At 61.6% G+C, this 23,336-nt stretch carries 17 protein-coding genes; 5 read left to right on the top strand and 12 right to left on the bottom strand.

Going from position 1 to position 23,336, the window contains the following annotated elements; translation table 11 throughout:
* Nucleotides 1-25: 25 nt before the first annotated feature.
* Complete coding sequence (locus tag BUS42_RS35785) at nt 26-1,126, top strand: ATP-dependent DNA ligase (RefSeq protein ID WP_083671052.1); 1,101 nt, start codon at nt 26-28, stop codon at nt 1,124-1,126.
* Between the two features lie 83 nt (nt 1,127-1,209).
* Here BUS42_RS35785 and BUS42_RS35780 read toward each other — a convergent pair whose 3' ends face one another.
* Together BUS42_RS35780 and BUS42_RS35775 are read right to left on the bottom strand one after the other, a co-directional pair.
* Nucleotides 1,210-3,576, bottom strand: coding sequence for a DEAD/DEAH box helicase (locus tag BUS42_RS35780; protein WP_074315202.1), 2,367 nt, complete (start codon nt 3,574-3,576; stop codon nt 1,210-1,212).
* The gene (locus BUS42_RS35775) at nt 3,573-4,142 is read right to left on the bottom strand and encodes a hypothetical protein (protein ID WP_074315200.1); all 570 of its coding nucleotides are present in this window, start codon (nt 4,140-4,142) and stop codon (nt 3,573-3,575) included. Before BUS42_RS35775 ends, BUS42_RS35780 begins: the two co-directional genes overlap by 4 nt.
* A 169-nt stretch (nt 4,143-4,311) precedes the next feature.
* On the opposite strand from BUS42_RS35775, the gene BUS42_RS35770 reads away from it, so the two are divergent.
* From BUS42_RS35770 to BUS42_RS35755, 4 genes are all read left to right on the top strand, one after another.
* Nucleotides 4,312-6,723: a DEAD/DEAH box helicase gene (locus BUS42_RS35770; protein ID WP_074315197.1), complete on the top strand. Its 2,412-nt coding sequence runs from the start codon at nt 4,312-4,314 to the stop codon at nt 6,721-6,723.
* Nucleotides 6,699-7,619: a tRNA-guanine transglycosylase gene (locus tag BUS42_RS35765; protein ID WP_074315195.1), complete on the top strand. Its 921-nt coding sequence runs from the start codon at nt 6,699-6,701 to the stop codon at nt 7,617-7,619. The genes BUS42_RS35770 and BUS42_RS35765 overlap by 25 nt, the downstream gene beginning before the upstream one ends.
* A gap of 520 nt (nt 7,620-8,139) precedes the next feature.
* Entirely contained in the window at nt 8,140-8,628 is a 489-nt protein-coding gene (locus BUS42_RS35760) for a helix-turn-helix domain-containing protein (RefSeq protein WP_074306751.1), read from the top strand.
* 50 nt (nt 8,629-8,678) lie between these two features.
* The gene (locus BUS42_RS35755; protein WP_074306750.1) at nt 8,679-9,212 is read left to right on the top strand and encodes a transposase; all 534 of its coding nucleotides are present in this window, start codon (nt 8,679-8,681) and stop codon (nt 9,210-9,212) included.
* Here the strand turns inward: BUS42_RS35755 and BUS42_RS35750 are convergent.
* The 10 genes from BUS42_RS35750 to BUS42_RS35700 all read right to left on the bottom strand — a co-directional run bounded on the left by BUS42_RS35750 (nt 9,209) and on the right by BUS42_RS35700 (nt 23,276).
* Nucleotides 9,209-10,036, bottom strand: a complete 828-nt coding sequence (locus BUS42_RS35750; protein WP_074315193.1) for a PD-(D/E)XK nuclease family protein — start codon at nt 10,034-10,036, stop codon at nt 9,209-9,211. The genes BUS42_RS35755 and BUS42_RS35750 overlap by 4 nt on opposite strands.
* A 3-nt stretch (nt 10,037-10,039) precedes the next feature.
* Entirely contained in the window at nt 10,040-12,364 is a 2,325-nt protein-coding gene (locus tag BUS42_RS35745; RefSeq protein ID WP_083671047.1) for a UvrD-helicase domain-containing protein, read from the bottom strand.
* A gap of 133 nt (nt 12,365-12,497) precedes the next feature.
* Nucleotides 12,498-14,330 (bottom strand): hypothetical protein, encoded by a 1,833-nt coding sequence (locus BUS42_RS35740; protein ID WP_074315190.1) that lies wholly within the window; start codon nt 14,328-14,330, stop codon nt 12,498-12,500.
* A 67-nt stretch (nt 14,331-14,397) separates the two neighbouring features.
* Entirely contained in the window at nt 14,398-16,191 is a 1,794-nt protein-coding gene (locus BUS42_RS35735; protein WP_074315189.1) for an ATP-binding protein, read from the bottom strand.
* A gap of 8 nt (nt 16,192-16,199) precedes the next feature.
* Complete coding sequence (locus BUS42_RS35730; RefSeq protein ID WP_074315187.1) at nt 16,200-17,420, bottom strand: hypothetical protein; 1,221 nt, start codon at nt 17,418-17,420, stop codon at nt 16,200-16,202.
* A complete protein-coding gene (gene dpdA, locus BUS42_RS35725; protein WP_074315184.1) occupies nt 17,417-19,480 on the bottom strand; it encodes a tRNA-guanine transglycosylase DpdA in 2,064 nt (687 codons plus the stop codon). Before dpdA ends, BUS42_RS35730 begins: the two co-directional genes overlap by 4 nt.
* Nucleotides 19,481-19,909: 429 nt before the next feature.
* The gene (folE2, locus tag BUS42_RS35715; protein ID WP_074315759.1) at nt 19,910-20,704 is read right to left on the bottom strand and encodes a GTP cyclohydrolase FolE2; all 795 of its coding nucleotides are present in this window, start codon (nt 20,702-20,704) and stop codon (nt 19,910-19,912) included.
* Between the two features lie 47 nt (nt 20,705-20,751).
* Nucleotides 20,752-21,390: a 7-carboxy-7-deazaguanine synthase gene (gene queE, locus BUS42_RS35710; protein ID WP_074315178.1), complete on the bottom strand. Its 639-nt coding sequence runs from the start codon at nt 21,388-21,390 to the stop codon at nt 20,752-20,754.
* A complete protein-coding gene (queC, locus tag BUS42_RS35705; RefSeq protein ID WP_074315176.1) occupies nt 21,387-22,100 on the bottom strand; it encodes a 7-cyano-7-deazaguanine synthase QueC in 714 nt (237 codons plus the stop codon). The genes queE and queC overlap by 4 nt, the downstream gene beginning before the upstream one ends.
* A 312-nt stretch (nt 22,101-22,412) precedes the next feature.
* The gene (locus tag BUS42_RS35700; RefSeq protein ID WP_074315173.1) at nt 22,413-23,276 is read right to left on the bottom strand and encodes an agmatine deiminase family protein; all 864 of its coding nucleotides are present in this window, start codon (nt 23,274-23,276) and stop codon (nt 22,413-22,415) included.
* Nucleotides 23,277-23,336 lie beyond the last annotated feature (60 nt).

Below are 23,336 nucleotides of genomic sequence, written 5' to 3'. Positions count from 1 at the left end.
GGGACGAGAACCGAACGGAGGACACATGAAGTCGCTATCCGAACTGCAACGGGAATGTGCCACCCTCAGGATAGAGGTGGCCTCTCACGGTCGACCGAGCAAAGAACCCTACATCGCCGCCTTGCGGAATTACCATTGGCTCAAGAACCACCCAGGCAGGCCGCTCCCGCCTCAGGTCCAGCCCATGCTCCTGGGCAACTGGTCCGATCTCATCCCAGAAGACGCCCGTCGGATCGAACACGGACCTGGCTGGGTCGTCTCCCCCAAGCTCGACGGGGTAAGAGCTCTGCTGCACGTAGAGGGTCCCCAGGTCCGCATCACCAGCCGTTGCGTCAGCGAGGTCACCTACCGCCTGGGCGAGTTTCAAGCCAACCTGCTTCACCTCACGACCGGGCTCTCCCGGCTCGACGGCAGCATCCTGGACGGTGAGTTGGTCTTTCCGGCCTCATCTCTCGACACCGGCCGGACCATCGCCCAACACCCACTCCAGGCCGCAACGGCGATCCTGTCCACCAGCCCCGAGCAGGCCCGTCAGATGCAGACTCAACCCGAAAACCGCCTCCGGTTCCACGCGTTCGACATCCTGAATTTCAGGGGCACCGACGTCACCCGGGAGCCACTCCGGGACCGACTCGACATCCTGACCCAAGCTCTCGCCGAGGCAGATAATCCCCACCTGGAGCCCGTCCCGACCTTCACCATCGGCCGACCCAGCATCCACGACCGTATCCTCGATGCCGGCGGGGAGGGGACGGTCTGGAAACAACTGGACGAACCCTACGAGCCGGGCCGTCGGGTCGGTCACTGGCTCAAACGCAAACGGGAGACCACGGTCGAAGCCTTCGTCACCGGATCCAAGCCGGGTACCCCGGGCCACGGTCACGAGAAGTTGGTCGGAGCCCTAGAATTCGGCACCCGTCAATCGGATGGGTCTGTTCGGACCGTCGCCTGGGTCTCCTCATGGAGCGACACGGAGAGACGGGCTATGACCCAAACCTATCGGCCGGACACCCCACACCTGAACCCGGGCTACCTGGGTCGTCGTGCTCTGATCACAGGCCAGGACGAAGCGGCCAAATCGGGTCGACTCCGCCACGCCCGACTCCGGACCTGGCTGGATGACTGAATTCATCCGACGAGATGGGCGTGAGCTGTTTCGCGTTCTCTCCGGGCGAACCCACCACCTTCGCCCGGGTTCATCCCGCGGGGTTATTGGAGCCGACGTCGCACGTACGTCAGGATCTGGGCCGCGAATCGCCGCTGGATCCCCAGGCGGACCAGATCCTCCTCCGTCGACTTCGCCAGATCGGCCAGGGTCCGGATCCCGGACTCCTCCAGCCGCCGGATCGTCTGCACCCCCGCAAGGTTCCCCTGGCCGGGATTGATGACCCGGCGGAGCCCACGGAGCACCGGACCCAACGGTGAGCAATATTTCAGATGGTCCTGCAATTCGTAGAGTTGCTGACGTAATTGCCTCAGGATGCCTCGCACCCTCCGGATTCGCCCTTCGTTAGCCCCGCAAGACTCGACTAGATGATGATAGAAACACCTCAGTTCTAGGGTGCGGGCCAATGACGTCGCGAGCCAGATTACGTCGTCCCGCCAGCGTTCCTCGACCCCCTCGAGACCCGTCACGGACCACCGTCGCTCCAGATCGGCTATGACCTGTCCCCGGCCCCTTTCTAAGAGCACCACCGACCGGAAAACGGACAGATAGGCCATGCGGCGTGCCGCCTCGACCCCGTCCACCTTACCGTTTGCCTCGGGGACCAGTCCGAGGGAACCGAAAACCTCTTCGGCCCGCGAGAAGCCGGACTGGCCAACAATCCAGCGGCGATATAGCACTGAGGGGGAATCCGGGTGGGCCTCCATCCAGCCCTCCAGTTGCTCACCCAATCGCTGACTGAAACTCCGGAGCCGGGGGGACCGGCCCGACAGCAGGTCCAGGGCGATGAGATGGTCCAAGGGGCCCCAGCCGGCTAGGATGTCGTCTTCGGGATCGAGGCTCAGCAGGTCCCGAAACAACTGCCCCACGCCAGCCGCGACCGGCAGTGGCAGGACGGCTTTGGTCGCATTCCGGCCGAGCACCGTCAGGCGATATCGGCCCAGCTCATCCCGAAAGGCGAGCCGACGGGACGGATCGCACAGCCACGAGAGCCCTGGGCCGAGTAGCCCCACGAGACCACTTCCTCCGAGGCTCCGTCGCATGAAGACTTCCAGGTCTTCGAGGCGACATCCTTCCTCGGGCGACCGGGCCAGGAGGCCTGCGATGGCGGTGGCAAGCGGCTCGAGTTCAGCGATATTGGGAGGCCGAGTTCGCGAGAACCGAGCCATGGATCTATCAAAGGAAGACGTCAGCGGAAGGACCGTCTCGTCTCTCAGGGCGGAGGACAGTTCGGACGGCTGCCAGGCGTCTTCGGGGCGGAGCAGGACCGACCCCCGACCGGCCCGATCCTGCCGACCGGCCCTACCCAGGATCTGGAGCAACTCCGCCGTCGGTAGGGGACCGACACCCGGAAACGTACTGTCGCGGACCAGGACGTGGGTTGCCGGCAGGTTGACCCCCAAGGCCAACGCCGTGGTCGTCACCACGCAGCGGCAATCACCCAAGGCGTAAGCCTCTCGGACCTCACGGCGGCGTTGCATGCTGAGTTGGGCGTGGTAAGCCAGCGGACCCACCGGCCCCGCCGCCCCGTCGATCGATTCGTGGATCTGTCGGGCCAACTTCTCGGCCGACCTCGTCTGGTAGACGAAGATGAGGGCGGAGGCACCGGGATCGTCCAGTACTCTCCGGGCCCAATCGACCGATGCTTGGGAGGGATCCTCGCCCGGATCCAGGGCCAGCACTTCCTTGTGCAGGGGCGGGTTCCGATCGCCCTCGTGCACCACGTCGCAGGGAGCGAGCCAGGCTTGAATCCGGTCCGGCTGCCCGATTGTGGCCGACAGCAAGATCAGCCGCGGGGGTTCGGGGCGGCAGAGGAGCGAGGTGAGAAGGAATTCCTGGACCGGCCCACGGTGCGTCGAACCGATCAGGTGAGCCTCGTCCAGGCAGACTGCCCCGATCGTGGCGACCCAATCCTCGTGGGCCGCGTTACGGAGGATCGCGTCCAGCCGCTCGGGAGTCGCGATGATCAGCTCACCCGACCTTGGAGGGGCCTGCGAGAAGAACTCGTCGTCCAGGCGATAGTCGCCGGTGGTCAGGCGGACCTCGACCGGACGGCCCAGCAAACGCCCGAGCCCGGGGACGAGCGGTGATAATTCGTCATACTTCTCCCGGGCGATTGCCCGCAGGGGCTCGAGCAGGATGGCACGTCGGCCTCGCCGCACTGCCTCCAGGAGCATCAGCAGGCCGACGAGGCTCTTCCCTCCGTTGGTTGGGGCCGCCACGATCAAGTTCCGTCGCCCGTCCAACACCCGTAATTCGCCGAGAGCCTTGACCTGGATTGATCGGGGGCGGGTCGCTGGGGCAAGGAGTTCTACGACCTGATCCCAGGGAGGGAGCAGCCCGAATGCCGACCAGTCTGGAGGGGTTTGCCGTCCAGTGGTCCCTGTTGTGCCGCAGTCAAGCCTTCTCATTCGTCCTCGAGGAGTCGTTCCAGGGCGGGGAAGAGTTCCCCAAGTAGGTCCGGCGAGATGGACTCGATCCGCTCCCGGAGCCAATGTCGTCTCTGACGTTCGTCGGCCGGCGGGTAGGACAGGAAGACCGGGTCGGCCTGGAGGTCCGTCCCTGGGGGGAGACCGAAGTAGCGGGCCAATGCTGCCTGTGTCTTCCGCTCGGGGAGTTGCTTGCCCCCCCGCCACCGAGAGACCGTACCCGTCTCCATCTCAAGCAGTCCCGCCAGACGCTTCTGCTCGCCGTGTTCCAGGATGTCCAGCAAATAGCGAAGGTTCTCTTGGAGAATCAAATCCGGCCGGTCGGGGACGAGTCGTCCGAACCGCAACTCCTCGGTCGAGACTTCGCAAACCCTGGTGATCCGGTCTTGCTCGCTCGGTGTGAACCGGCCAGAACGGAGGAGTCGCATGGCACGGCGACGGTCGCAGCCAGCCCACTCCGTCACTCGATCCGCCCAGAGCGCGCGAGGCTCCCCGCGAGTAAAGAGCAAGTACCGGAGATTCTCGGCAGCCCGATCGTTCGCGTCCACGGATACCTCCGCACATCGATCATTATAATCTGTCGGCGTTCGGAATACCAAACGCCTACTCTGATTGACCGATTTCGGCGGTTATGCTTTCATCGGCCCCCAACGTTCGGCCCCGCATCAAGACGCCTTCGGAACTCATTCGGCTACCTCAAGGCCTGGAGGATTATTCTTGTCACTGACTCCACCCCAAGCCGCCATCTTGGAACGCGGGCTGATCGATTCGGGGTTCAGCTGCGTCCTCCAGATGCCGACCGGAAGCGGGAAGACCTGGCTGGCCGAACAATCCATCGCCCAGGTGCTGGGGCGGGGCAGGAGGGCGATTTACCTCACGCCTTTGCGGGCCCTGGCCACCGAATTGATGGATCGCTGGCGGGATCGATTCGACCCTTCACCGGTGGGCGTCTTCACGGGTGAGTACGGGACTTCCAAACGGCCCTACCCAGTCAGCTACTACGACGCTCGGTTGCTGGTCATGACCCCGGAGCGACTGGATGCCTGCACGCGATCCTGGCGGTCCCACTGGGGCTGGATTCCGGAGGTGGACCTGCTGGTCGTGGACGAGATTCACCTCCTGGGCGATCGGCAACGTGGTGCCCGCCTGGAGGGGGCCATCTCGCGATTCCAGCGTCTCAACCCGTTCGTCCAGGTCTTGGGACTTTCCGCGACCCTGGGTAACCGGGTGGAGCTGGCATCGTGGCTCCAGGGCGTGGAGTTTACCTCCGACTGGCGGCCAATCCCGATCGACTGGCGGATCGTCCGCTTCCGCAAGGCCGACGAGAAGCCGGAGCTACTCTGGGCCGAGGTATGCCGGTGCGTGGAACAGGGTGGCAAGAGCCTGGTCTTCGTCCAGAGCCGGCGGCGGGCCGAAGGGTTGAGTCGGTTCTTGGCAGAAAAGGGTCTTCGAGCCCGACACCATCACGCCGGCCTGAACCATGCCTCTCGGAAGGAGATCGAGGACGGATTCCGACGTGGGACGTTAGACGTGCTCGTGGCGACATCCACCCTCGAGATGGGGTTGAATCTGCCGGTCCGACAGGTCGTGCTCTACGACGTGCAGTTCTTCGATGGCGGCGAGTTCCGGCCGCTCCCCACCAACCAGGTCTGGCAGAGGGTCGGCCGTGCGGGCAGGCCCGGCCTTGACCCGTCTGGCGAGGCGGTCCTCTTGACGCCCACGTGGGACCGGGCGGCGGACGGCTACTCTCGGGGAATCTTCGAGCCGGTCCGTTCGGGCCTGTGCCAACCACGGTACCTCGCGGAGCAGATCTTGGCGGAGCTCAGTAGCGGGCTCTCCCGGACCGCCGGACAATTGAGCCGCACCTTCGGGCAATCGCTCGCGGCCCACCAGGACCGATTGCCCGACCTCAACAAACTCCTCTGGCAGATGCAAGAGGCGGATCTGGTTCGCGACGACACGGATCGCGAGCCGGGTTCCGGGGAGATCCGGCTCCTTCCCACGCGACTGGGACGGATCGCGGCACGCCACCTCCTGGAACCGGCGACCGTCCAGCTCTTCCAGGCCGCCCTGGAGGACGAACCCGCGGCATCCTTCCTGGACCTCTTGCTCATCGCCGCATCGAGTTCCGACTGCGAGCCGGTGCTGCCGGTCGATTTCGAGGAGCTCGACGACTTGGCGGACGCCCTCGCTCGTGAGAACTCGCAATTCTTGGGCAAGGCCCGATCCGATCTGGAACAACGCCTCGGGGTTAGGGGGAAACGGCTCCTGGCGGCTTTGAAGATGGCGAGCGTGGGCCGAGCCTGGACACGCACCGGGGACGCGGAACAGGTGGCGGAACTCTCCGGTTGTTACCCGTTCGAGATACTCCGTCTGAAGGAGTCTCTCGAACGCCTACTCACCGCGATGGCCGACATCCAGCGGATTGAGAAGACGGAGGACGACCAGAACTCCCCGTCGATCGAACAGGAGGTGAGCTTGGCGGAGAAGATTCACGCTCTTCAACGGATGGTGCAGGCCGGTCTCGACGAGGAGGTCATCACGCTGACCCTGATCCCGGGCCTGGGACCCGCCTGGGCCCGCCGGCTCAAGTTGGCGGAGATCACCGATCTGGAATCTCTCGCCCAGGCGGAACCGGAAACCCTGGCCGCGATGCCGGGGATGTCCTTGCGTCGTGCCCGGAAATGGACGGAAGCCGCCGTCGATCTCGTCCGGACGCGATCCGCCTACTGGTACCGTGAATCCCGTGCGTCGGCACCGACATTTCCGGAAGCCCCGGAATGGAAGAGTCACGGGATCGATCCCTATCGACTCCGCCGTTCCCTGGACCTCAAGCTCCGACCCGCCGGCGAGGGTACGTATCACGTCTGGGGAGGGCTCGAACCGCACGTGGTGAGGCAGCAGGGATCGGACTGGGTTTGCGATTGCCCGGACGCTAGGAAAGGCCAGACGTGCAAGCATGTCCTGGCCGTCCGCCTCGCCCGGGGTGATCGATCACTCTACGCGGCAGTGAACACGACCGAGAACGACCGGTCGTCAGGCCCGATCAACCTGCGGGACCTCTGGTTCGAAGCCCCGTCCCCGGGCGGGAGATCGCAAGAACCGTGGAACCGACCGCACGAAATTTGAAGACCCGAAGCGGCATCATCCGCTTCCCCGCCTACGTCCCCGTCACCACGTTCGGGGAGGAGTACCCCCTGGACGATCTCGTCAGGCCGTATCTCCCTCGCCTGGCCCCGGCGATGATGGTCAGCTATCACTACGCCAAGAACCGGGACCTGAACGATCGGCCGAACTTGCCACTCCTCGTCGATTCGGGCGGCTTCTCCGCCCTGTTCAAGGATTCCCAGGTTCGGAAGAGGAATGGGCTCGGGTGCATTGAACGAATGGTCGATGGGACGAGCCAACTCTTGACCCCGCTGGATGCCCTGGAGTTGCAGGAGCAGATCGCGGACGTCGCCTTCACGCTCGACTTCCCGATCCCGCCGGGGACGAAGCCGGCCGACGCGAAAGTCCGCCAATCCCTGACGATCGCGAACGCCCATTGGGCCCTCGCGAACCGACGGCGGTCAGATCTGAGGTTGTACGCCTGCGTGCAGGCCTGGGACGCGAAGAAGGCCCGGACCTGTGCCAGGGAGTACGCCGGGAGCCCATTCGACGGAGTGGCAATCGGAGGCCTGGTCCCACGGGCCCGAGACTTGAAGGCGGTCCTGGAGATCGTCGATGCGGTCCGCGGCGAGATCGGTGACCGGCCCTTGCACGTGTTCGGCTTGGGCAAGCCGGATATCGTCGCCGAGCTCTTCCGGCACGGGGTCGACTCGGTCGATTCGAGCTCCTACGTCAAGCTCGCCGTCGATGGCAGGCTCTGGGGACGCCCGGACATCGCAATCGCCGATCCTTCGCCGGCGGATCGTCTCCATCTGGCACTCTGCAACCTGGCCGCGGCGTGCCAGACGGCACTACCCTTCTCAACTCACAGGCTGATGTACACCACTCAGTCAATCGAAAAGTCCCTGGATGGCTGAGGGTCATAGGTTGTCACTCTGGGGTCAAGTGAAGCGGCCGGGGCTGATTGACTCAGCCCCTCAAGGCGTTACCTTGACACCAGGAAGTCGAGGGGAAGTATCCTTCTTGTGATCTGGGCAGTAAGTCTTCGAGTCACACGCCACGCAGGTTGGCTCGTTATGGGGATTTTTCTCCCACGAGGCGATGACACGGCCCGTCCTGGCCTCTTCCGCGACGCATTTCTCGATCCTTGCGACCGTGTCGTCGAACGCCCTGAGCGACTCCGCCTCGGATTCCTCGGAGATGGGGATCACCCGGATGGCTCGCTTGAGACGAAACCCGAGTGACAGCAGAGGGGGTTGTTCGTCCCTTCCTTTCCCGGCCCATTCCCGGAGGATCTTCTCGTCCTCGCTGCCCGGGTCGGGGAGGATGACATTCTCGTTCCGGGCCTTAAGCGTAGCGTCACAGAATCCCTGTCGGAATTCTTGTCGCCTGTTTTGTTAGAATGGTTGGTGGTCCACCCAGAGCGGAGGTTCCACCATGTCACGTCCTCTGACAGCACGGAAACCGACCCCGGCCGAACTCCGCCGGGTCCATCAATGGCTTGAGAAGCCTCTACGACCTTGGCAGCGTCGTCGCGCGGAGGTGCTCTTGCTTCGCTCCGCCGATCTTTCCGCCACCGCGATCGCCCGGTTGCTCCATGTCCATGTCAACACCGTATATGCCGATCTCCGCGACTTCGCGCAGCACGGCCTGTCCTCTCTGAGCCGACCGCGCACCGTCGGCGCTCCTCCACACCTGTCCCAAGAGCAAATCGCGGCCGTTTGGCGCCTGGCCGGCCAATCGCCCACGACCCTCGGGTTGCCGTTCGGCCGCTGGACCCTGGCCAAGTTGCGTGACGTCCTGATCCGAGAGAAAATCGTCAAGTCGATCAGCCGTGAGCACCTTCGTCGGGTGCTCAAAAAGGGGGGTATACATTTCGCCGCATCCGCCGCAAACTCTTCAGCACCGACCCGAATCGGCGTGTGATTTTGCATCGGTTGAGAGTGTGGTGGCAACACCGACCCCGTCGGGCCGTCTTGGCGTTCTTCGACGTCCAGCCGATCACCGTCAAGGCGTACGGCGGACGATGTTACACCACGGCCAAGCGCCTGGTCTTGCAGCGCAACCAAAAGATCCGCGGTCGGTTCTACCTGTTTTTGCTCTATGACGTGAACCACGGCCGTGTCCATTGGGCCTTCTACCCGGGCAAGGGGGCGAAGTACGTCTGCCAATTCCTGCGGCGAATCCGGCGATGGTATCCCGGACGCCTCCTGCGGTTGGCCCTGGATCGGGATCCGGCCCACCCGATCAAGGCCCGAGCGACCCGTGCGATGATGCGACGATTGGGGCTGCAATGGACCAGCCTGCCAAAGCGAAGCCCGGACGACAATCCGTGTGAAACGATCTTCAGCGACATCCAACAGAATGTCCTGGACACGACCAACGACCCAGATCAACAGGCGACCAAAAGGCGGATCAGCAGCCATTTGCAAGCACGAAACCGTCGTTCTGACCGGTTCATTCGAATCTCCTATCTCGAAGGGCCCCGAAGCCATACCCACAAGAATTAGGTGACGGATTCCAACAGGGTTTGTGTGACAGTACGCTTAAGAGCTCTTCGTAGGGCGAAGAAGTCGGTCTTCGTTGGCACCAATTCATTCAGATACACCAGCACTCCGGCGATGATCGGCTTCGTCGTGAGCAGCGACCGCAAGTGGGCATAGGTGTGGATCTGCCACTCGTAGATCTCCCAGAGTCCGGCCCCTGCCTCCGACTGATCGGGCCGCTTCATACCCTTATAGTCGACGATCACCTCGAATTCCTGAGGCGGCGTGCTGGGGAGCTCCTCGACGACCAGCTCCAGGAGCTTGTTGCCCCGGAACTTGGGGTTGAAGAGTTCGACCTGGGTCACGACGTCGATGACGCCGAGCATCTCGTAACGCTCGATGTCCCTGGCGACAACTCCCTCCAGCCCGGCCGGCAGCTTCCTCGCCCCCCGGACGCGGACCTCCGCCTGGTTGATCAGCGGGAAGAGGAGCGGACCCAGCTCGTTCACGGCGGCCGTAGCCCGCCGCCGCCCCAGGTGTTCCGACGCGTCATCCCAGCAGCGGATGTTCCGTGCAGCCAACCGCCGGTCGATCCGGTCCATGATCCCGTCGAGCTTGTCTTGCGGCCAGGGCGGCATCTCGCACTTGGCCTCCTTGACCTGGCGATATGACTCTTCGAGCACGGCGTGGATGAACTGGCCGAACCAGAGCTGCACGGGGTGTGAGGGGGGGAGATTGCCCACCCGGGAGTAGCGGTACTGGAGGCCGCATCGGAGGAAGCCGAGTAGGTCGCCGGTCAGGCTGTACGAGGGGAGCGTGTTGATCGGCGGGCGGACGGAGAGCGGCATCGATCAGATCTCCAGAAACGGCGGGGGCGACCAGCGATTCACGCCGGTCCTATCCCGTCCGGTGGCAACATTCTCGACGTTACCACCGGGTCGCGTGGCGTTCAGGCCGACCAGGAGCAACACGTCCTGTGGTCGGCTGAATGCCACAAAATACTGGCGATAGAGGTCGTCGAAGGCACGATCGAGACCGCTCCGCCTCAGGGTCGCCAGGGGGCTGTGAGGCCGCAGCAAGTCCTCGAGATTGTGCGGCGGGCCGGGATTCCGGGGGAACCGCTTGAAAGCCTGGGCGGGGTATCTACCCTTGAAGTCGGAACCGACGTCCACGATGACTAACGGGAACTCGAGTCCCTTGCTCTGGTGGATCGACAGCATGTTCAGCCGGTCACGAGGGAAGCTCTCGATCAACTCCTCGTCGACCCCGGCCGCACCGGAGGCGATCGGGGCGAGGAAGTACAGGAGTAGATGACCGACGGAAGTCCGCGTTAGATCCGGCTTATCGGGATCGGTGACGACTCGAGCCTTGAATCCGCTGACCTGTTCCGCCGCCCCGAGCTGCCTCGTGAAGACCTCCAAGTAGACCTGCCCTTCGGGGTCGTCGTGAAGCTCGGGCATCCAGTGGATGAGGGCGTAGAGCAGCTCGATGCAGGGCGTGCTCTTGGGCCAAGCATATCCAGGGCGATCCGCGTCTCGGCTGGCCCAGTTCACCGCGTAATCACGGAGCGGCTCTAGCTTACTGTCCCCGTCAAGCCAGGCGAGCGTCCTGGCTCGCCACGTGTTGAAAGTCGCCTGGATCTCGTTCGAGAGGCCTCGCATCACAGACTGGATTGGGCCTCCCGGATCGAGGCACTCGAGCAACAACCCCCCGAGCCGCTCGACTGAAGGAATCACGGCGAGGTCTTGCCCCCGCGGGTTGAACACGGGGATGGGCGGGTTCAGCTGCCCCAGCTCCCGCCTCAGGAGGAGCGGCAGCCTCTCCTTGAGGGGGGTCCCGCTGCCGTATTCCTGGGGGGAACTGCAGAGGAGGGCACAGTCCCCGACGTCGCCCGAGGCCTCCCGATCAACCCTGATCCATTGCCCTCTCACCTCGAAGCCGTCTCCGCGAGTAACAGCGTGGATGAAACGTGCGAGATCGCCCGCGAGGTCCTCAATAGAATTCCGGAACATCCCGAGCACGGGCATCTCGGCGTCACGCGGTTTCGGGTTCACGAGTCGGGGCTTCCCGGCCACTCGAACGCCCTGGTAGCCGGCATCGAGGCTCGCGTAATCGTTCACAAAATCGATGATGACCGATGAGGAACGGTAATTCTCGTTGAGGAAGATTTTCGTCGGCTTCGTACCGAGCGTCGAGGTGAACCGCTTCTCGAAGTTGCTGAAGAGGTCCACCGTCGCACCGCGGAACCGGTAGAGGCTCTGATCGTCATCCCCCACCACGGTCAGGGCACCGCCGCAACGCTGGGCCAGTTGGAAATACAGTCGCTCCTGGAGCAGGTTGGTGTCCTGGTATTCGTCCACGAGGACGACCTTCAACTCCTCGGCGAACTCCGTGAGGCCGCCCGCCGCCAGGCGAGCGAGCACGGTCTGCTCCAGCTGGGCGAAGTCGACCATGAGTCGATCGCCGAGTTCCTTGGCGTAATCGGTCAGGGCGGAGTCCAGCAGCGTGATCGCTTGCTTCTCTTCCTGGCTGGTTCCGGAACCCGCGAACTTCACCCAGTCCATCTGATCGTGGTGGCGTCGGTCCCAGATCGTGCGGACGAGGCTGTTCTTGGCCCCGATGTTCCAGCCGAAGCGGCCCGTCCCTCGGACATTGCAGAGGAAGGTGTCGAGGTCGTCGTCCTTGTAGCGGTCCGACTGGAAGAGGCCTTGGCGTAGGAGCAGTGTGTCCGAGACGAATTTGTCAGCGAGGATCGGCGGGTCGGTGCCGGGATCGCGGAAATCGCGAAGAAGCTCCTCGCAGACGCCGTCGATCGTGCCCGTCCGCACCTGGTTGATGTCGACCCGCTCGAGCCAAAGCCGGTCCATCTTGCTGAGTTTGCCGTTCGAGACGAGTTCCTCCTGGACCGCATACCCCCAGGTCAGCAATCTCGATCGGATCTCCTGGGCGGCCTTCCGGGTGAACGTGGTCGCAAGGATCCCTCGCGGGGCGACCCCGTCCACGAAGATCAACTTGAGCATCCGCATTGTCAGTGTGGCGGTCTTGCCGGTTCCGGGCCCGGCGACTACGAAGAGGGCGGCTCCGCCGGGGGCCTCGACGGCCTGCTTCTGGCCGGCGTTCGGGGTACGACCCGTACCGTTCTTGAGGGCTTGCAGAAACAACGCCGACGAGATCATGAGTCGCCCCCGGACGGTAGTTCCTACAAACTCCGCCGCTTCTTTAGTTCAACCCCAGACTTAGCCGACCACACCAAATGTAATTATACGTTTAAAACGTTATAATAATTAAATTGCGGCTCATTTGATTGCATCACATGTTGATCGATATTGGGAGGGAGTCCAGCTCGTTGGGGTAGAAGATTTCATCCCATCCCCCTCGAGAGAGAGCCTTAATGTCTGGTTCATCGACATCACCATCCAAGACAAGAATCAACCGCTTGACCTTCGATCTCGCTCGGAACCCACCGTCACCCCACGTGTGCCCGATAGCGAATGCTCTCGCGATCAACTCTTTCTGTTTGTGGTCTCTGCCGAGACCGGTCACGCTCCTCCAACAAATCAGCATGTCGTTGCAACGCAATACAGAAGTTGCTCCGGTTCGAACGTTAAACCGTTCACCTGCTGCCGTGGCCTTCTCAACAAATGCTGAAGGGAACCGCTCAACGAACTCGTACGGCAGGCCGGCTTTAGACAACTCGAGCTCGATCAGAATGCGTAATGGATCGAAGTTCCTGTATTGAATCAGCTTTGCCTCCAGGTAGTTTGCGATGTAGAAGCCCAGAATCCTCTGCTTAAGTTCCTCCAGGGCCGCTTTGGGTACCGAGGCCAGCCTGGGTGCGAATGTGTAAGCTAGCCGAGGCAGATCTGTCGGCCTCAGTTTAAAATTGGCCCTGGAATCCCCCATGATCCACTCTGGCAATGCGTAAGTGACGGTGCGAAATCCACTCCAATCATTGCTCAGCTCCTCAATTGGAATGCCAGTAACTTCAGAGACAAAGCTGCGGTAGGCGGAGTCTTTATCGACCAATTTCAAATCCTTCACCAAGGCGGCCCACCCCCAAGCCGTCTTTCTCTTCTTATGTGACTTGTACAATTCTCGCAGATAGTCGAAGAGCCACCCTGGGGGAATGAAACGGTTCTCGAAATGAGATTTGATGTATTCACGTGAACTTGTTTTTACCAAATGATGATAGAGACCCTCGGGAGTTGTCAACTCATCCCAGTGCTGTGCAGCATATGCTTGCGATTGGTCGAGGATCGCCAAGTTTTTGAGAGGTTCGACCCAGACCTGCATCTGTTTGATTGGGCAATTGCTTATAATCTCCTTTACGGACTCTCGGCTCAGATTCTCCCGAAGCCACATGAGGTCCTGATCGCAAACGACGTCTCCAAGGATCGAGGGTTTGTGAAAATTTAACGTTTTGCAGTAATCCGGTGCAGCAAATGTGCTCTGTGTATTGGCAGGCTGCCAAATCGCGTCGATATCTCCGACCAAAATCGCTTTCGCGATGCCTCGTCGCAATGCGGTCTTGCGGGCCTCCTTATCTGCGGATAAGGCCTTTCGCGTTCTTGTACTAATCAGCGGAGCCTTCAGTGACTTCGCGTTTCGCAACGCATCGATAAGCATCTGCCGAAGATCGGATACCGCAGTAGCCAGCTTGGGATTTGCACCAAGATCGCATTGCAAGCGATCCCTAACGTACTGAATGGTGTCGCCATCATGAGGAATGCTATCCATTGCAGTCCCCGCCCAAGTCAGAAGCGTTGGGCCAAATGCTTCGTCCTCGACGATAATAGACGCGTCGAACGAGTACTTCGAAACCACCTTAATGTTGGGCTTCATTGCCGCATTGTAAACCAGGTTAAGAACAAATGGATTGCCTCCAAGAAACAACTTTGATTCAACATATTCACATGCATTCCTCCAATATTTCTTCTCTGACTCTTTGGCTGAGCCGCTATGCGTCACCATGATAACTGCATCGATATGATCCAGAGAGGCCCCGATGACCAAATCAGGCCGCTTTGACAGTCCGGCAACTGGCTTGTCCCAATACAATTGAGACCCGCCGAGAATCTTCGAATCAGCAATCAGAACGTACGTAAGTGCCTCGTAGAACTTGCCTTGAGCTTCGCCAGCCATTGATGCACCATTTCGTGGTTTCAGAAATCCCGAAACACGTTCATTTCTGTTGCCGTCATGACCCCGTTCACTCGAATCTGGGAATCTGGATCGGAAGCGGCATGTCCCGGTACGATCCGGTAACTACGACCTGGCCTTTGCCTATCACCTGCAACTCTCGCTCGAACCCGGACAGGTCGGAAGAAGCATTGCGTGTGGCCTCCCGGCGTTCGAGGTCGTTGCCGAGAGACATGGTAAGCTCCGTGTTGAGCTGCGTCAGAACCCCATGGTCGATCACGCTGACCTGCTGGCTCACGACCGTCAGCCCGATACCGAACTTCCGGCCCTGCCGGCTGATGTCACGGAAGATGCTTCCAAATCTGAGCCGATCTGGGTTCAGGACGCTGGGGGCCTCCTCGATCACCACGTTAATGAACGGGAGGTGCTCCGAAGACCTGACGGTCGCCCCATCCAAGTACGGCAGATCGCCTCCGTCCAGTTGCTCGACCAGCCGGTCGGCCAAGCTCTGCTGGCCCAGATGGCCTTCTTCCGGATCGTTGTCGAAGGCGTGCCGAATCTCTCGCCGCAGGTCTTCGACCGTCTCAGCCGATCGGATTGCTCTCCGGAGCCCAAACACGACCCTGGCGACGACCGTCGTCATCAGGAACTGTTCCATCTCCGACATCAGAGTCGTGTCGACGACGATCACGCGGCCCCGCTCCAGGGCACAGACAATGTCTGGCAAGTCGGAGAGGTAGGGCAGGCCGGCTTCCGGGTCGAACCGGGTGAAGACCCGCGTGTGCCCATGACGGAGGAAAGCGAGCCTCCGCTGGACGGCGGACACCGTGCCCGGCAGGAAGGCCGCCCCCACCTCCCCACCATGCCCCCCGGCGGCCTCTCCGTGGTCGCCTAGCAGCAGCCGGCCCACCCACTGTTCGCCGAAGGTCGCGTAGTGCTGGTTCGCAAAGGCAACCTGCTGCTCGCTGAACTCCATCACGCTGGCCAGGTCGTCGGGGACCAGGTCGGCCCGCGAGAGCCGCACTCGCCGTTCGAGGGCCCCGCCAGCATCCCTCGCTGTCAGGTAATAGAACGGCTCGATTAGCTCGGACCTCTCGCCCTGACCATACCCTTCGACGATCCCTCGGATCCCATCGGCACCGCCGATCGCCGCATGCCAGGTGCGGAACTCGTCGTGCGGGTCGATGGCGAGTATCGAGACGCGAGGGCCGGGGGTGGTGCCGAAGGCCACCCCTCGGTTATGCTCCAGCACCGAGCGGAGCAGGACCATCATGAGGTTGCTCTTGCCGCTGCCGGTCCGACCGAAGATGCCGAGGTGGTGGGAAAAGGCGAACGGGGGCAAGTAGACCGGCACGCCAGCCAGGGGTCGCTCGCCCGCGAGGAGGTCGCCTACGTAGATCCCGGACTCGCCGAGCTGGCTGCGGAGTAGCGTTCGGATGACCTGACCGATCTGCGGGTTCGCGTGATCGACCAGGTAGACGTCCGAGAGGTGCTGGGGAAGCCGGCGGGGACGGTGAAAATCCCAGTCGTCCTCCCCCGGGTTCCACTCCGCGTAGCCCATCACCATTCCGACGAGCTCGATCAGCTTCTCGTCGGCGAGATCCTCCGATAGGTACGAGTCCGGCATCGTCAACTTGTTCCGGGCCACGTCGTCCAGCTCGATCGTGCGATTGAGCACGTTCGCATACTGGTTGGTCCGGAAGATGTAAATTCGGTCAGGGCCGCGGCGGCACGGAAGGAGGAACAGGTCGCCCACGGCAACGTCCGTGTCGCGGGCGATGACAGTCAATTGATTCGTGTTACTCTCGGCCAAGACGCCGAACGGCACGCCCAGACATCCGATGAGCTCATCCAGGGTTGCCATCGGACCGCCTATTCGTGTCCCGTCGCCTGAGAAGCGTCGCGGAACAGGGACCGCTTCATCCCAGCCCGGACCGCCGCGTCGATGATCTGCTTGCGGAGAGCGACACGCTCTGCTTTAGTCAAAGAGGCCCGATCATGTCCGGCCTTGATAGGGTAGGGATACCCGAAACACCGCTGATCGTGGCCGGAATAGTCGAGATTCTCGAAGATCCTTTGCTCGTTTGCAAGGGTCTGCTCACCCACTTCTCCACGCACGCATCGAATCCAGTAATCGCGATCCATGTCGAGGCGGAGTACTGGCGTCGTTCGATGGAACCGGACCAGATAAGAAATCGCCCCCTGAGGCGGAATCCTGCGACCTTCAACGAGTTGCGATTCCCAACCGTCGAGTTCAATTGTGGGAATCCGGAGGAACCAGTGCTCGGCGGGTTTCCCGCGATCTAGCCCCTGGTGCTCCCTGGCCAATTCTTCGATCAGCTCCATCGAGGGGAGCCCGTGCGACTTGCTCAGGGCGAAGAAGCCCACACCACGGCTGCGGGCCTCGACGCAGCATAGCCGCTTGAGATGCTCCTGGAAGAGGCTAAGATCGGTCCGCGTCACGAAGGGTAGCGAGAGCGTCCCATCCATCAAGACGTAGTCGAGCCGGTGCGGGCACTTGATCAACCGCAAGGCCGCCCCCAGCTCGCCCAGCGATCGGAGCTGGATGCCGATGTTGCCGGCGTCGGACGCATGAGGCCGGACCAAAGCCTCCTTCAGAACCTTGACCGGCTGGGCCCGCCCGGTCGCATCCGACTTGAGCTTTCTATAATCCGAGTCCTGAAGGACATCGTCAATCGAACGACCTGCGAGCCGTTCGAACGCAGTGTCCAGGGCTGATCTCCAAGCAAGTTCCGCTCCCGGGAGCCAGGTGAAGTCAATGACAGGGTCGAAGCCAGGAGAGCACTCTCGCAATCCACAAGTTAATTCGGACTCGTAAATCGTACCGTGTGCAACCGTGACGTAGATGAACGAGTCGGCGTAGACGACCGACGGATAGTCGCCCGAGCCGTCGACGCCGCCGATCCTGAGGTCGCCTACCTGCGTACAGTGCGAAAACGAACTTACGGCATTCCGGATCTTCCGGCCCTCGGCCTCGGCGATGCGGGGTGTTTCCTCCCACCGACACATCTCTTCCGCGAGGTCGTCGATCTGTTGCTTGATGCCGGCTCGAAGGTGAAGGTCGAATCTCAAATTGCTTGCCCCGGGATCGACGCAAAGAGAGGAAGTTCCTCCGCCTCTTCCGCCGTCGTGTCTTGGAGATCAACCGAGTCCCCTCGCAGGGCTTTCTGAAGCAGATCGTAAAACACGTAGGTGTTGTGGAAGCCCCGCCGTCGGTTGCGGTTGTTGCCCCGGAAGATGATAACCTCGACGCCCCATCGGCGACAGATGTTGCAGGGGCACCGTTCCCAGGGGCGGTCCGTGAGCGTTCGGCGATACAAATCTGTCATATTGACCCGGTCGCTCGTGACGAAGCGATCGTATTCGAGCAGATGATCCAGGCAGGTCTCGACCGAGCATTTCTCCCGGGCAAGGGCTCGGACGCTCCCAATCGCGGATTGCTCGAGGCTCTGGATGCGGGTTTCACTGAGCTCGGCGTGACCCGTCATTTGCTTTGCACGGAAGCTTTTGCCAGCCTCGGGTATCCTCAGAGCGGCATATGCACCGTGCTCTGAAAGATAGCTCTGGCCGATCCGCATCCATGCCTGGCGGAGGTAGGAGGCACTATCGACCGAATTCACGCCCAGCCTGGCAAAATTGGATATTGCGTTTAGCCGGGCGAGCCCGAAGAGGTGGACCTGTACGCCATCCGGCACGACGTGATGGACGTCTTCGAGGATCGTCAGGATGTCGGATGTGGATGTCCTGACCAAACCGCCTAGTGCGATGTAATTATACCCCATCTTGACGACCTTGCGGGCTGCTTCGGTATAGCTCTTGGCGTCCCAGCCCTGAACGGCACCGATCGGCTCCCACGGCAATCGTCGTTTCCGGTGCTCCTTGAGAAACTCCTCAGCGTTATGGATCGTCAACTCGTAACGATGCTGCTTCTGAGCTGTCGTCGCAGTCACGATGAGGTGGTCGACGGAGACCCCATAATCGAAGCCAAGGCGGGTATAGTAATCGAGAATCTCCTCGGTCGAGTAAGGCGGATGTTCCTGCTGGATGTACCCGAAAGCCCCGCAGTCCCCCATGACCGGGAAATCGGGCGGGACTCTGAGAAACCGATGGACGCCGAGGGCGTTGATCCGCTCTTTCTTCTTCTTACTCTTCTCCGCGACGACCTTGGAGACGAGGATCCCGTCATAGTTGGGCTCGGGATACATCTGGTGTGCGTAGACCTGATTCGACCAGTCGCCAGAGCCTCCCGAATGGGTATCGGTTTCGAAATCGTACTCGGGATCAACCAGGTCGTCCCACTCGGGGATGAAGTAGCGGAGCCGATCACGGTGTGGCTTCTGCCGCCACGGAACGGGGATTGTGATCACCCGATCGACGACCGGATTGACCCTAGCCTTCGCCCTTGTGGCCTTCACAGGGGACGCCGAACCATCCAGAATGTCGAGGACGTCGATCATTGGGTCGACGGATTGCCGCAGCATGGCCTCGGGTTCCTGGGCCATCCGCTCAAGGATCCGTCCCGAGACCTCCCCCTTCAGCCCCACCAAGCCGCACGAGAACCGCTTGGCTTGCGGGTTGGAGAGCGTCACGACGCGAAGTTGATCCAGGCGGGGCAAGCGTTTGGCCGCCGTCGTCCCGCAGAACAAGATGGTTGGCCCTCCGAGCGTCACGTCCGGGCCCAAGTGGCATGCCTCGAGATAGGCATCTCCCAGGTTGATCAAGGCCAGGTCGAAGGGCCGTGCGAGGAGCTTTCGGATAGCCGCCGGCACCCCGAGCTGATCTGCCCACGACCGAAGGGCCTTGGTTCTCATCCCCTGGAACGTGCATTCATACGGGGCAATTTTGCGATCGCCAGGGATCAAGCCGTAACCGGCCGAGATGACCCAAAGTTCTAGGTTATCCTTCCGACTTACTTCTCGGGAGTTGTCTCGAAAGGCCCGAACTCCTCGCATGAGCCGGACATGCTGCTGGCCGGTGTACAGGGTCTCAGCCGGGGTCATGAACTCGCAAAGGCTCCGTTCACGTTGAGCAAGATGGTCCCCGCCTTGTTGGAAGTCATCGAGGGTCAGAGCACCATTGGTCTCGACGAGCTTCTCGCCCGTGCAGGAAGTGACCACTAGAATCCGCGTCATGCAGTTCCTCGAAACCTAGCCTACGCAAATGATCGCCATGGCGGAAACGATTCCTCGCCAAAGTTCAGGACGGGCCGCCGGGTCAGCGGCTTCCAGCAGAGGGGTTGCCAGGTCTAACAGCTTCTGGCACTCGGACCCGCAATGAGTATCCAGCTTCCATTCGGCGAAGTGCTGATAAGCACGCCTCAGGTCAGGGGAGAGTGCAACAACCGCAGGCATCCCGAAACCGATGGCCTCCATGGATTCTCTGATCGTAGTCATCTCGATAGCTCAATCCAGGCGATATCGGGCCGGGAAGTCGCAAGGAGCATCTAGTTCTCGCATCATTAATGCTGGAAAAACTCCGAGTTGCTACCCATGCGAAGCCGCGTGATGGACGAATTCCTTCGAACAATTCCCGCTGCCCGTCGATAGACCCGGGTATTCCGGTCAGATTCGGGCCCACTCGACCTGGGCGAACGCATCGTGGTTATGGATGCTTTCCTGATTCTCCGCGTGGACCCGGAACCAGGTGATTCGTTCATCCACGCGGAGGATGAGGGCCGCATTCCGCACGATGTCCTCGACGAACGCCGGGTTGTCGTAGGCCTGCATCGTCACGAACCGCTCGTCCTCCCGCTTCAGCAGGGCGAACACCGGGGCTGACGCGGACCGCTCCGCTACCTCGACCAGTTCCTCGATCCAGATGAGTTCGGGACCCGTCCCACCGTTTTGTCCCCCACGCACCTCGATCGTCACGTGCCCCCGCTGGTTGTGGGCCCCGTAATCGCTGATCGCCTTGCTGCACGGGCAGAGGCTGGTCACGGGTATCCGTACGCCCAGCACAAAGTCCTCCCCAGCCTCGCTCGCTTCGCCGATGAATGAGCAATCGTAACCCATCAGGGCTCGAGCCCCACTAACCGGGGCCACGCGTTCCAGGAAGTAAGGGAACCGGACCTCGATGCGGGCACTCTCGGCTTGAAGCCGCGACCTCAGCCCGTCAAGGATCGCGGGAAGCGTGAACATGGTCACCTCACCGCGGTGCTCGTTCAGCACCTCGACGAAGCGGCTCATGTGCGTCCCCTTGAAGTGGTGGGGCAGGTTGACCGACATCGACAGGCTCGCCACGGTCGGTTGCTTCTGGTTGGCACGGTCAAGCACCACGATCGGGTAACGCAGATTGCTCACCCCGACCTGGTCGATGGGGACGCATCGATCGTCGGCGTGGTTCTGGACGTCGACCAGCGGCTCCGTTCCCCGCGTGTCATTCACACCACCCGTCAGGTCAAGCATCAGGGGATCCCCAGCATCTTGTGGGTCTGGAGGCTCAACCTCCAACACGGGTGCTCAAGGCAGTACCGCACGGCGAGCCGGGTGTTAACCTCGGCCTCCGTCCCATCCATGGGCTGGAGGAAGAAGTGGCGGAAATCCAGCCCCTCGAAGGGCTCCGGCCGTAGCCCTGCCTGAGGGAAAACCAGCTTCAACTCTTGACCGGCCTGAATGACCAAGTCCGACCCGGCTTTCGGGCTGACCGTGATCCAGTCCAGTCCGCGGGGCGGTCGGACGGTGCCGTTGGTCTCGACGGCGATCTCGAAACCGTGGTCGTGCAGGGCCACGACGAGGGCTTCGTCTAGTTGCAAGAGCGGTTCACCGCCCGTGCAGACGACGAATGGCCGCCCAACGGCCGGCGGGCTAGGCCAGTAACCCAGGACCGCCTGTGCCAGCTCCCCGGCCGAGTGGAACCGCCCACCCCCAGGTCCGTCCGTCCCCACGAAATCGGTGTCGCAGAACGAGCACTTCGCGGTGAGCCGGTCTTCCTCACGTCCTGACCAGAGGTTGCACCCCGCAAACCGGCAGAAGACAGCCGGTCGGCCGGTGTTCGCCCCCTCACCTTGGAGCGTGTAGAAGATGGACTTGACTGCGTAGCTCATGGGACCACCGCGGTTTCCGAAACGTAACGAGCCGGGTCGCTCAGACCGTTCTCCTCGAATCCCTTTCGACGCAAGAGGCACGCGTCACAGGCTCCACAGGCTTCGCCGCCGGGAGAGGGATCGTAACAAGTCACCGTCATCGCATAGTCCACACCCAACTCGATCCCCGTCCTGATGATCTCGGCCTTGGTCAGGGCGATCAGGGGGGTGTGGATGGTGAGAGGCCGCGATCCCTCGACGCCCATTTTCGTGGCTAGGTTCGCCATTGACTCGAAAGCCGCGATGAATTCCGGACGGCAGTCGGGATAACCGCTGTAATCAAGAGCGTTAACCCCGATGAAGATGTCGGTCGATCCCAGGACCTCGGCCCAGGCCAAGGCGAAGGAAAGGAAGACCGTGTTCCTGGCCGGGACATACGTGACGGGTATCCCAGCACCCATCTCGTTTGGTGTCCGTCCCTTGGGAACGTCGAGATCCGAGGTCAGGGCGGAGCCTCCGAACTGACGCAGGTCGATGTCCGCGATGATGTGTTTCACGACGCCGAGCCTCTCAGCCACCCGACGGGCAGCCTCGAGCTCGGCAAGATGACGCTGCCCGTAACGGAAGCTCAGGGCGAAGAGGTCGAAACCGTCCCGATGGGCGAGAGCCAATGTCGTCGTCGAGTCCAGTCCGCCGCTGAGGAGGACAACGGCCGGTCTTTTGTGGCCCATGGATGTTCCTCTCTTATCCGGGTCTCCGCGGCGATCCGACGGCCTTCAAGTCTCACAAGTCGACGGCCGGCAATCAGGTAATAAGAATCTCATCGACAATCGCTTGGGCCTTGGGTAAGCGTTTTCGGGACACGCATCACGATCCTTTCAGCACCGAGTTGACGAGGTCCAGAACATTTACGGTTCTTTTGTCCATAGGCCTCAATTGTACAGAGGCGGGTGAGGCTGAACAATCGCCCGCCCTTCAGCGACGGCCGATCAAAAAAAAGTCCGAGGACAGGGGTTCCTGTTCTGTCATGGACGGGGCGAACCCTATCCCACGTGCCCCGCCGGAGCCCGGTTCACCTGCCAGGTCACGCAATTGACGACTCCTCCCTCCTCCGCCAAATCCCGACAAACTACCCCCTCAATCGCATTTTGAGGGCATCGCTCCCGGAGCTTCTGTAAGACGGTCTGGTCATCCTCCAATCCGAAGATGGGCAGGATGATCAGCCCACCTACGTGGAGGAAGTTCGCCCAGTTGCCTACGGCCGACGAGATTCCCCCCCGTCCGCCGTTTTGGGGGCAGTAAGGAATCTCGATGGGTTCGAGTCGAAAGCGTTCGAGGGATCGAAGCATCCTGGACCGAAACCGCTCGCCGATGTCCCTGTAGTCGTTCACAACGACCCTTCGGTCGTCCAGCCATCGGACCATCCCGTCCGAGTGGCCGATCGGGTCAAGAGGTTCCTGAGGGATGACGATCAACTCCCTCAGATTCAAGGCGTCCTTTAATTCATGGAAGAGCTGGCTTCGCGGTCGCCCAGGATTCTCGCAGAGAACCTTGTCCGTCACGATGGCCCGATCTCCCCGCCCGACGACATTCCCCCCATCCAGCACGATCTCGGATCGGACGCAGTTTCTGATGAACGGCAACGTCGGACCGATCTCGCCGTCGGCCCTAAGGTGTTTGTATTTCCCAGTCAGATAGTCGGGGGAGTACCGGAACTGGACGAAGCGGTCCTCGGTTACTTGAATCGGCAAGTAATCACGGCACCAGACGTCACGAGTCCCCCGGATGGTCCGGAATGGGATGCCGTGCTTTTCTAGAATGGTTCTCAACCCTTCAAAGACAGAGGGGAATCTCCACTCCAGAGTGTCGGCGACATAGACGACATTGGCTTCGTTATCCGCGATCATCAGCCCCTCCAAACCTTCCGGACCCACCATGCCAACCACCCCGACAACCTGAACGGAGTC

Origin of the sequence: Singulisphaera sp. GP187 (assembly GCF_900129635.1) — a bacterium.
Taxonomy (GTDB): Bacteria; Planctomycetota; Planctomycetia; order Isosphaerales; family Isosphaeraceae; genus Singulisphaera.
Note: the sequence above shows the minus strand (reverse complement) of the source record. Positions and strands in the feature narration are given on the sequence as shown.

Bases quoted from the DNA above. Each gene is read 5' to 3' on its own strand.
- BUS42_RS35745 (WP_083671047.1), bottom strand. From the start codon at position 12,364: ATGATCTCGTCGGCGTTGTTTCTGCAAGCCCTCAAGAACGGTACGGGT.
- BUS42_RS35700 (WP_074315173.1), bottom strand. From the start codon at position 23,276: ATGATCGCGGATAACGAAGCCAATGTCGTCTATGTCGCCGACACTCTG.
- BUS42_RS35760 (WP_074306751.1), top strand. From the start codon at position 8,140: ATGTCACGTCCTCTGACAGCACGGAAACCGACCCCGGCCGAACTCCGC.
- queC (WP_074315176.1), bottom strand. From the start codon at position 22,100: ATGGGCCACAAAAGACCGGCCGTTGTCCTCCTCAGCGGCGGACTGGAC.
- queE (WP_074315178.1), bottom strand. From the start codon at position 21,390: ATGAGCTACGCAGTCAAGTCCATCTTCTACACGCTCCAAGGTGAGGGG.
- dpdA (WP_074315184.1), bottom strand. From the start codon at position 19,480: ATGACGCGGATTCTAGTGGTCACTTCCTGCACGGGCGAGAAGCTCGTC.
- BUS42_RS35780 (WP_074315202.1), bottom strand. From the start codon at position 3,576: ATGAGAAGGCTTGACTGCGGCACAACAGGGACCACTGGACGGCAAACC.
- BUS42_RS35785 (WP_083671052.1), top strand. From the start codon at position 26: ATGAAGTCGCTATCCGAACTGCAACGGGAATGTGCCACCCTCAGGATA.
- BUS42_RS35740 (WP_074315190.1), bottom strand. From the start codon at position 14,330: ATGGCTGGCGAAGCTCAAGGCAAGTTCTACGAGGCACTTACGTACGTT.
- BUS42_RS35750 (WP_074315193.1), bottom strand. From the start codon at position 10,036: ATGCCGCTCTCCGTCCGCCCGCCGATCAACACGCTCCCCTCGTACAGC.
- BUS42_RS35735 (WP_074315189.1), bottom strand. From the start codon at position 16,191: ATGGCAACCCTGGATGAGCTCATCGGATGTCTGGGCGTGCCGTTCGGC.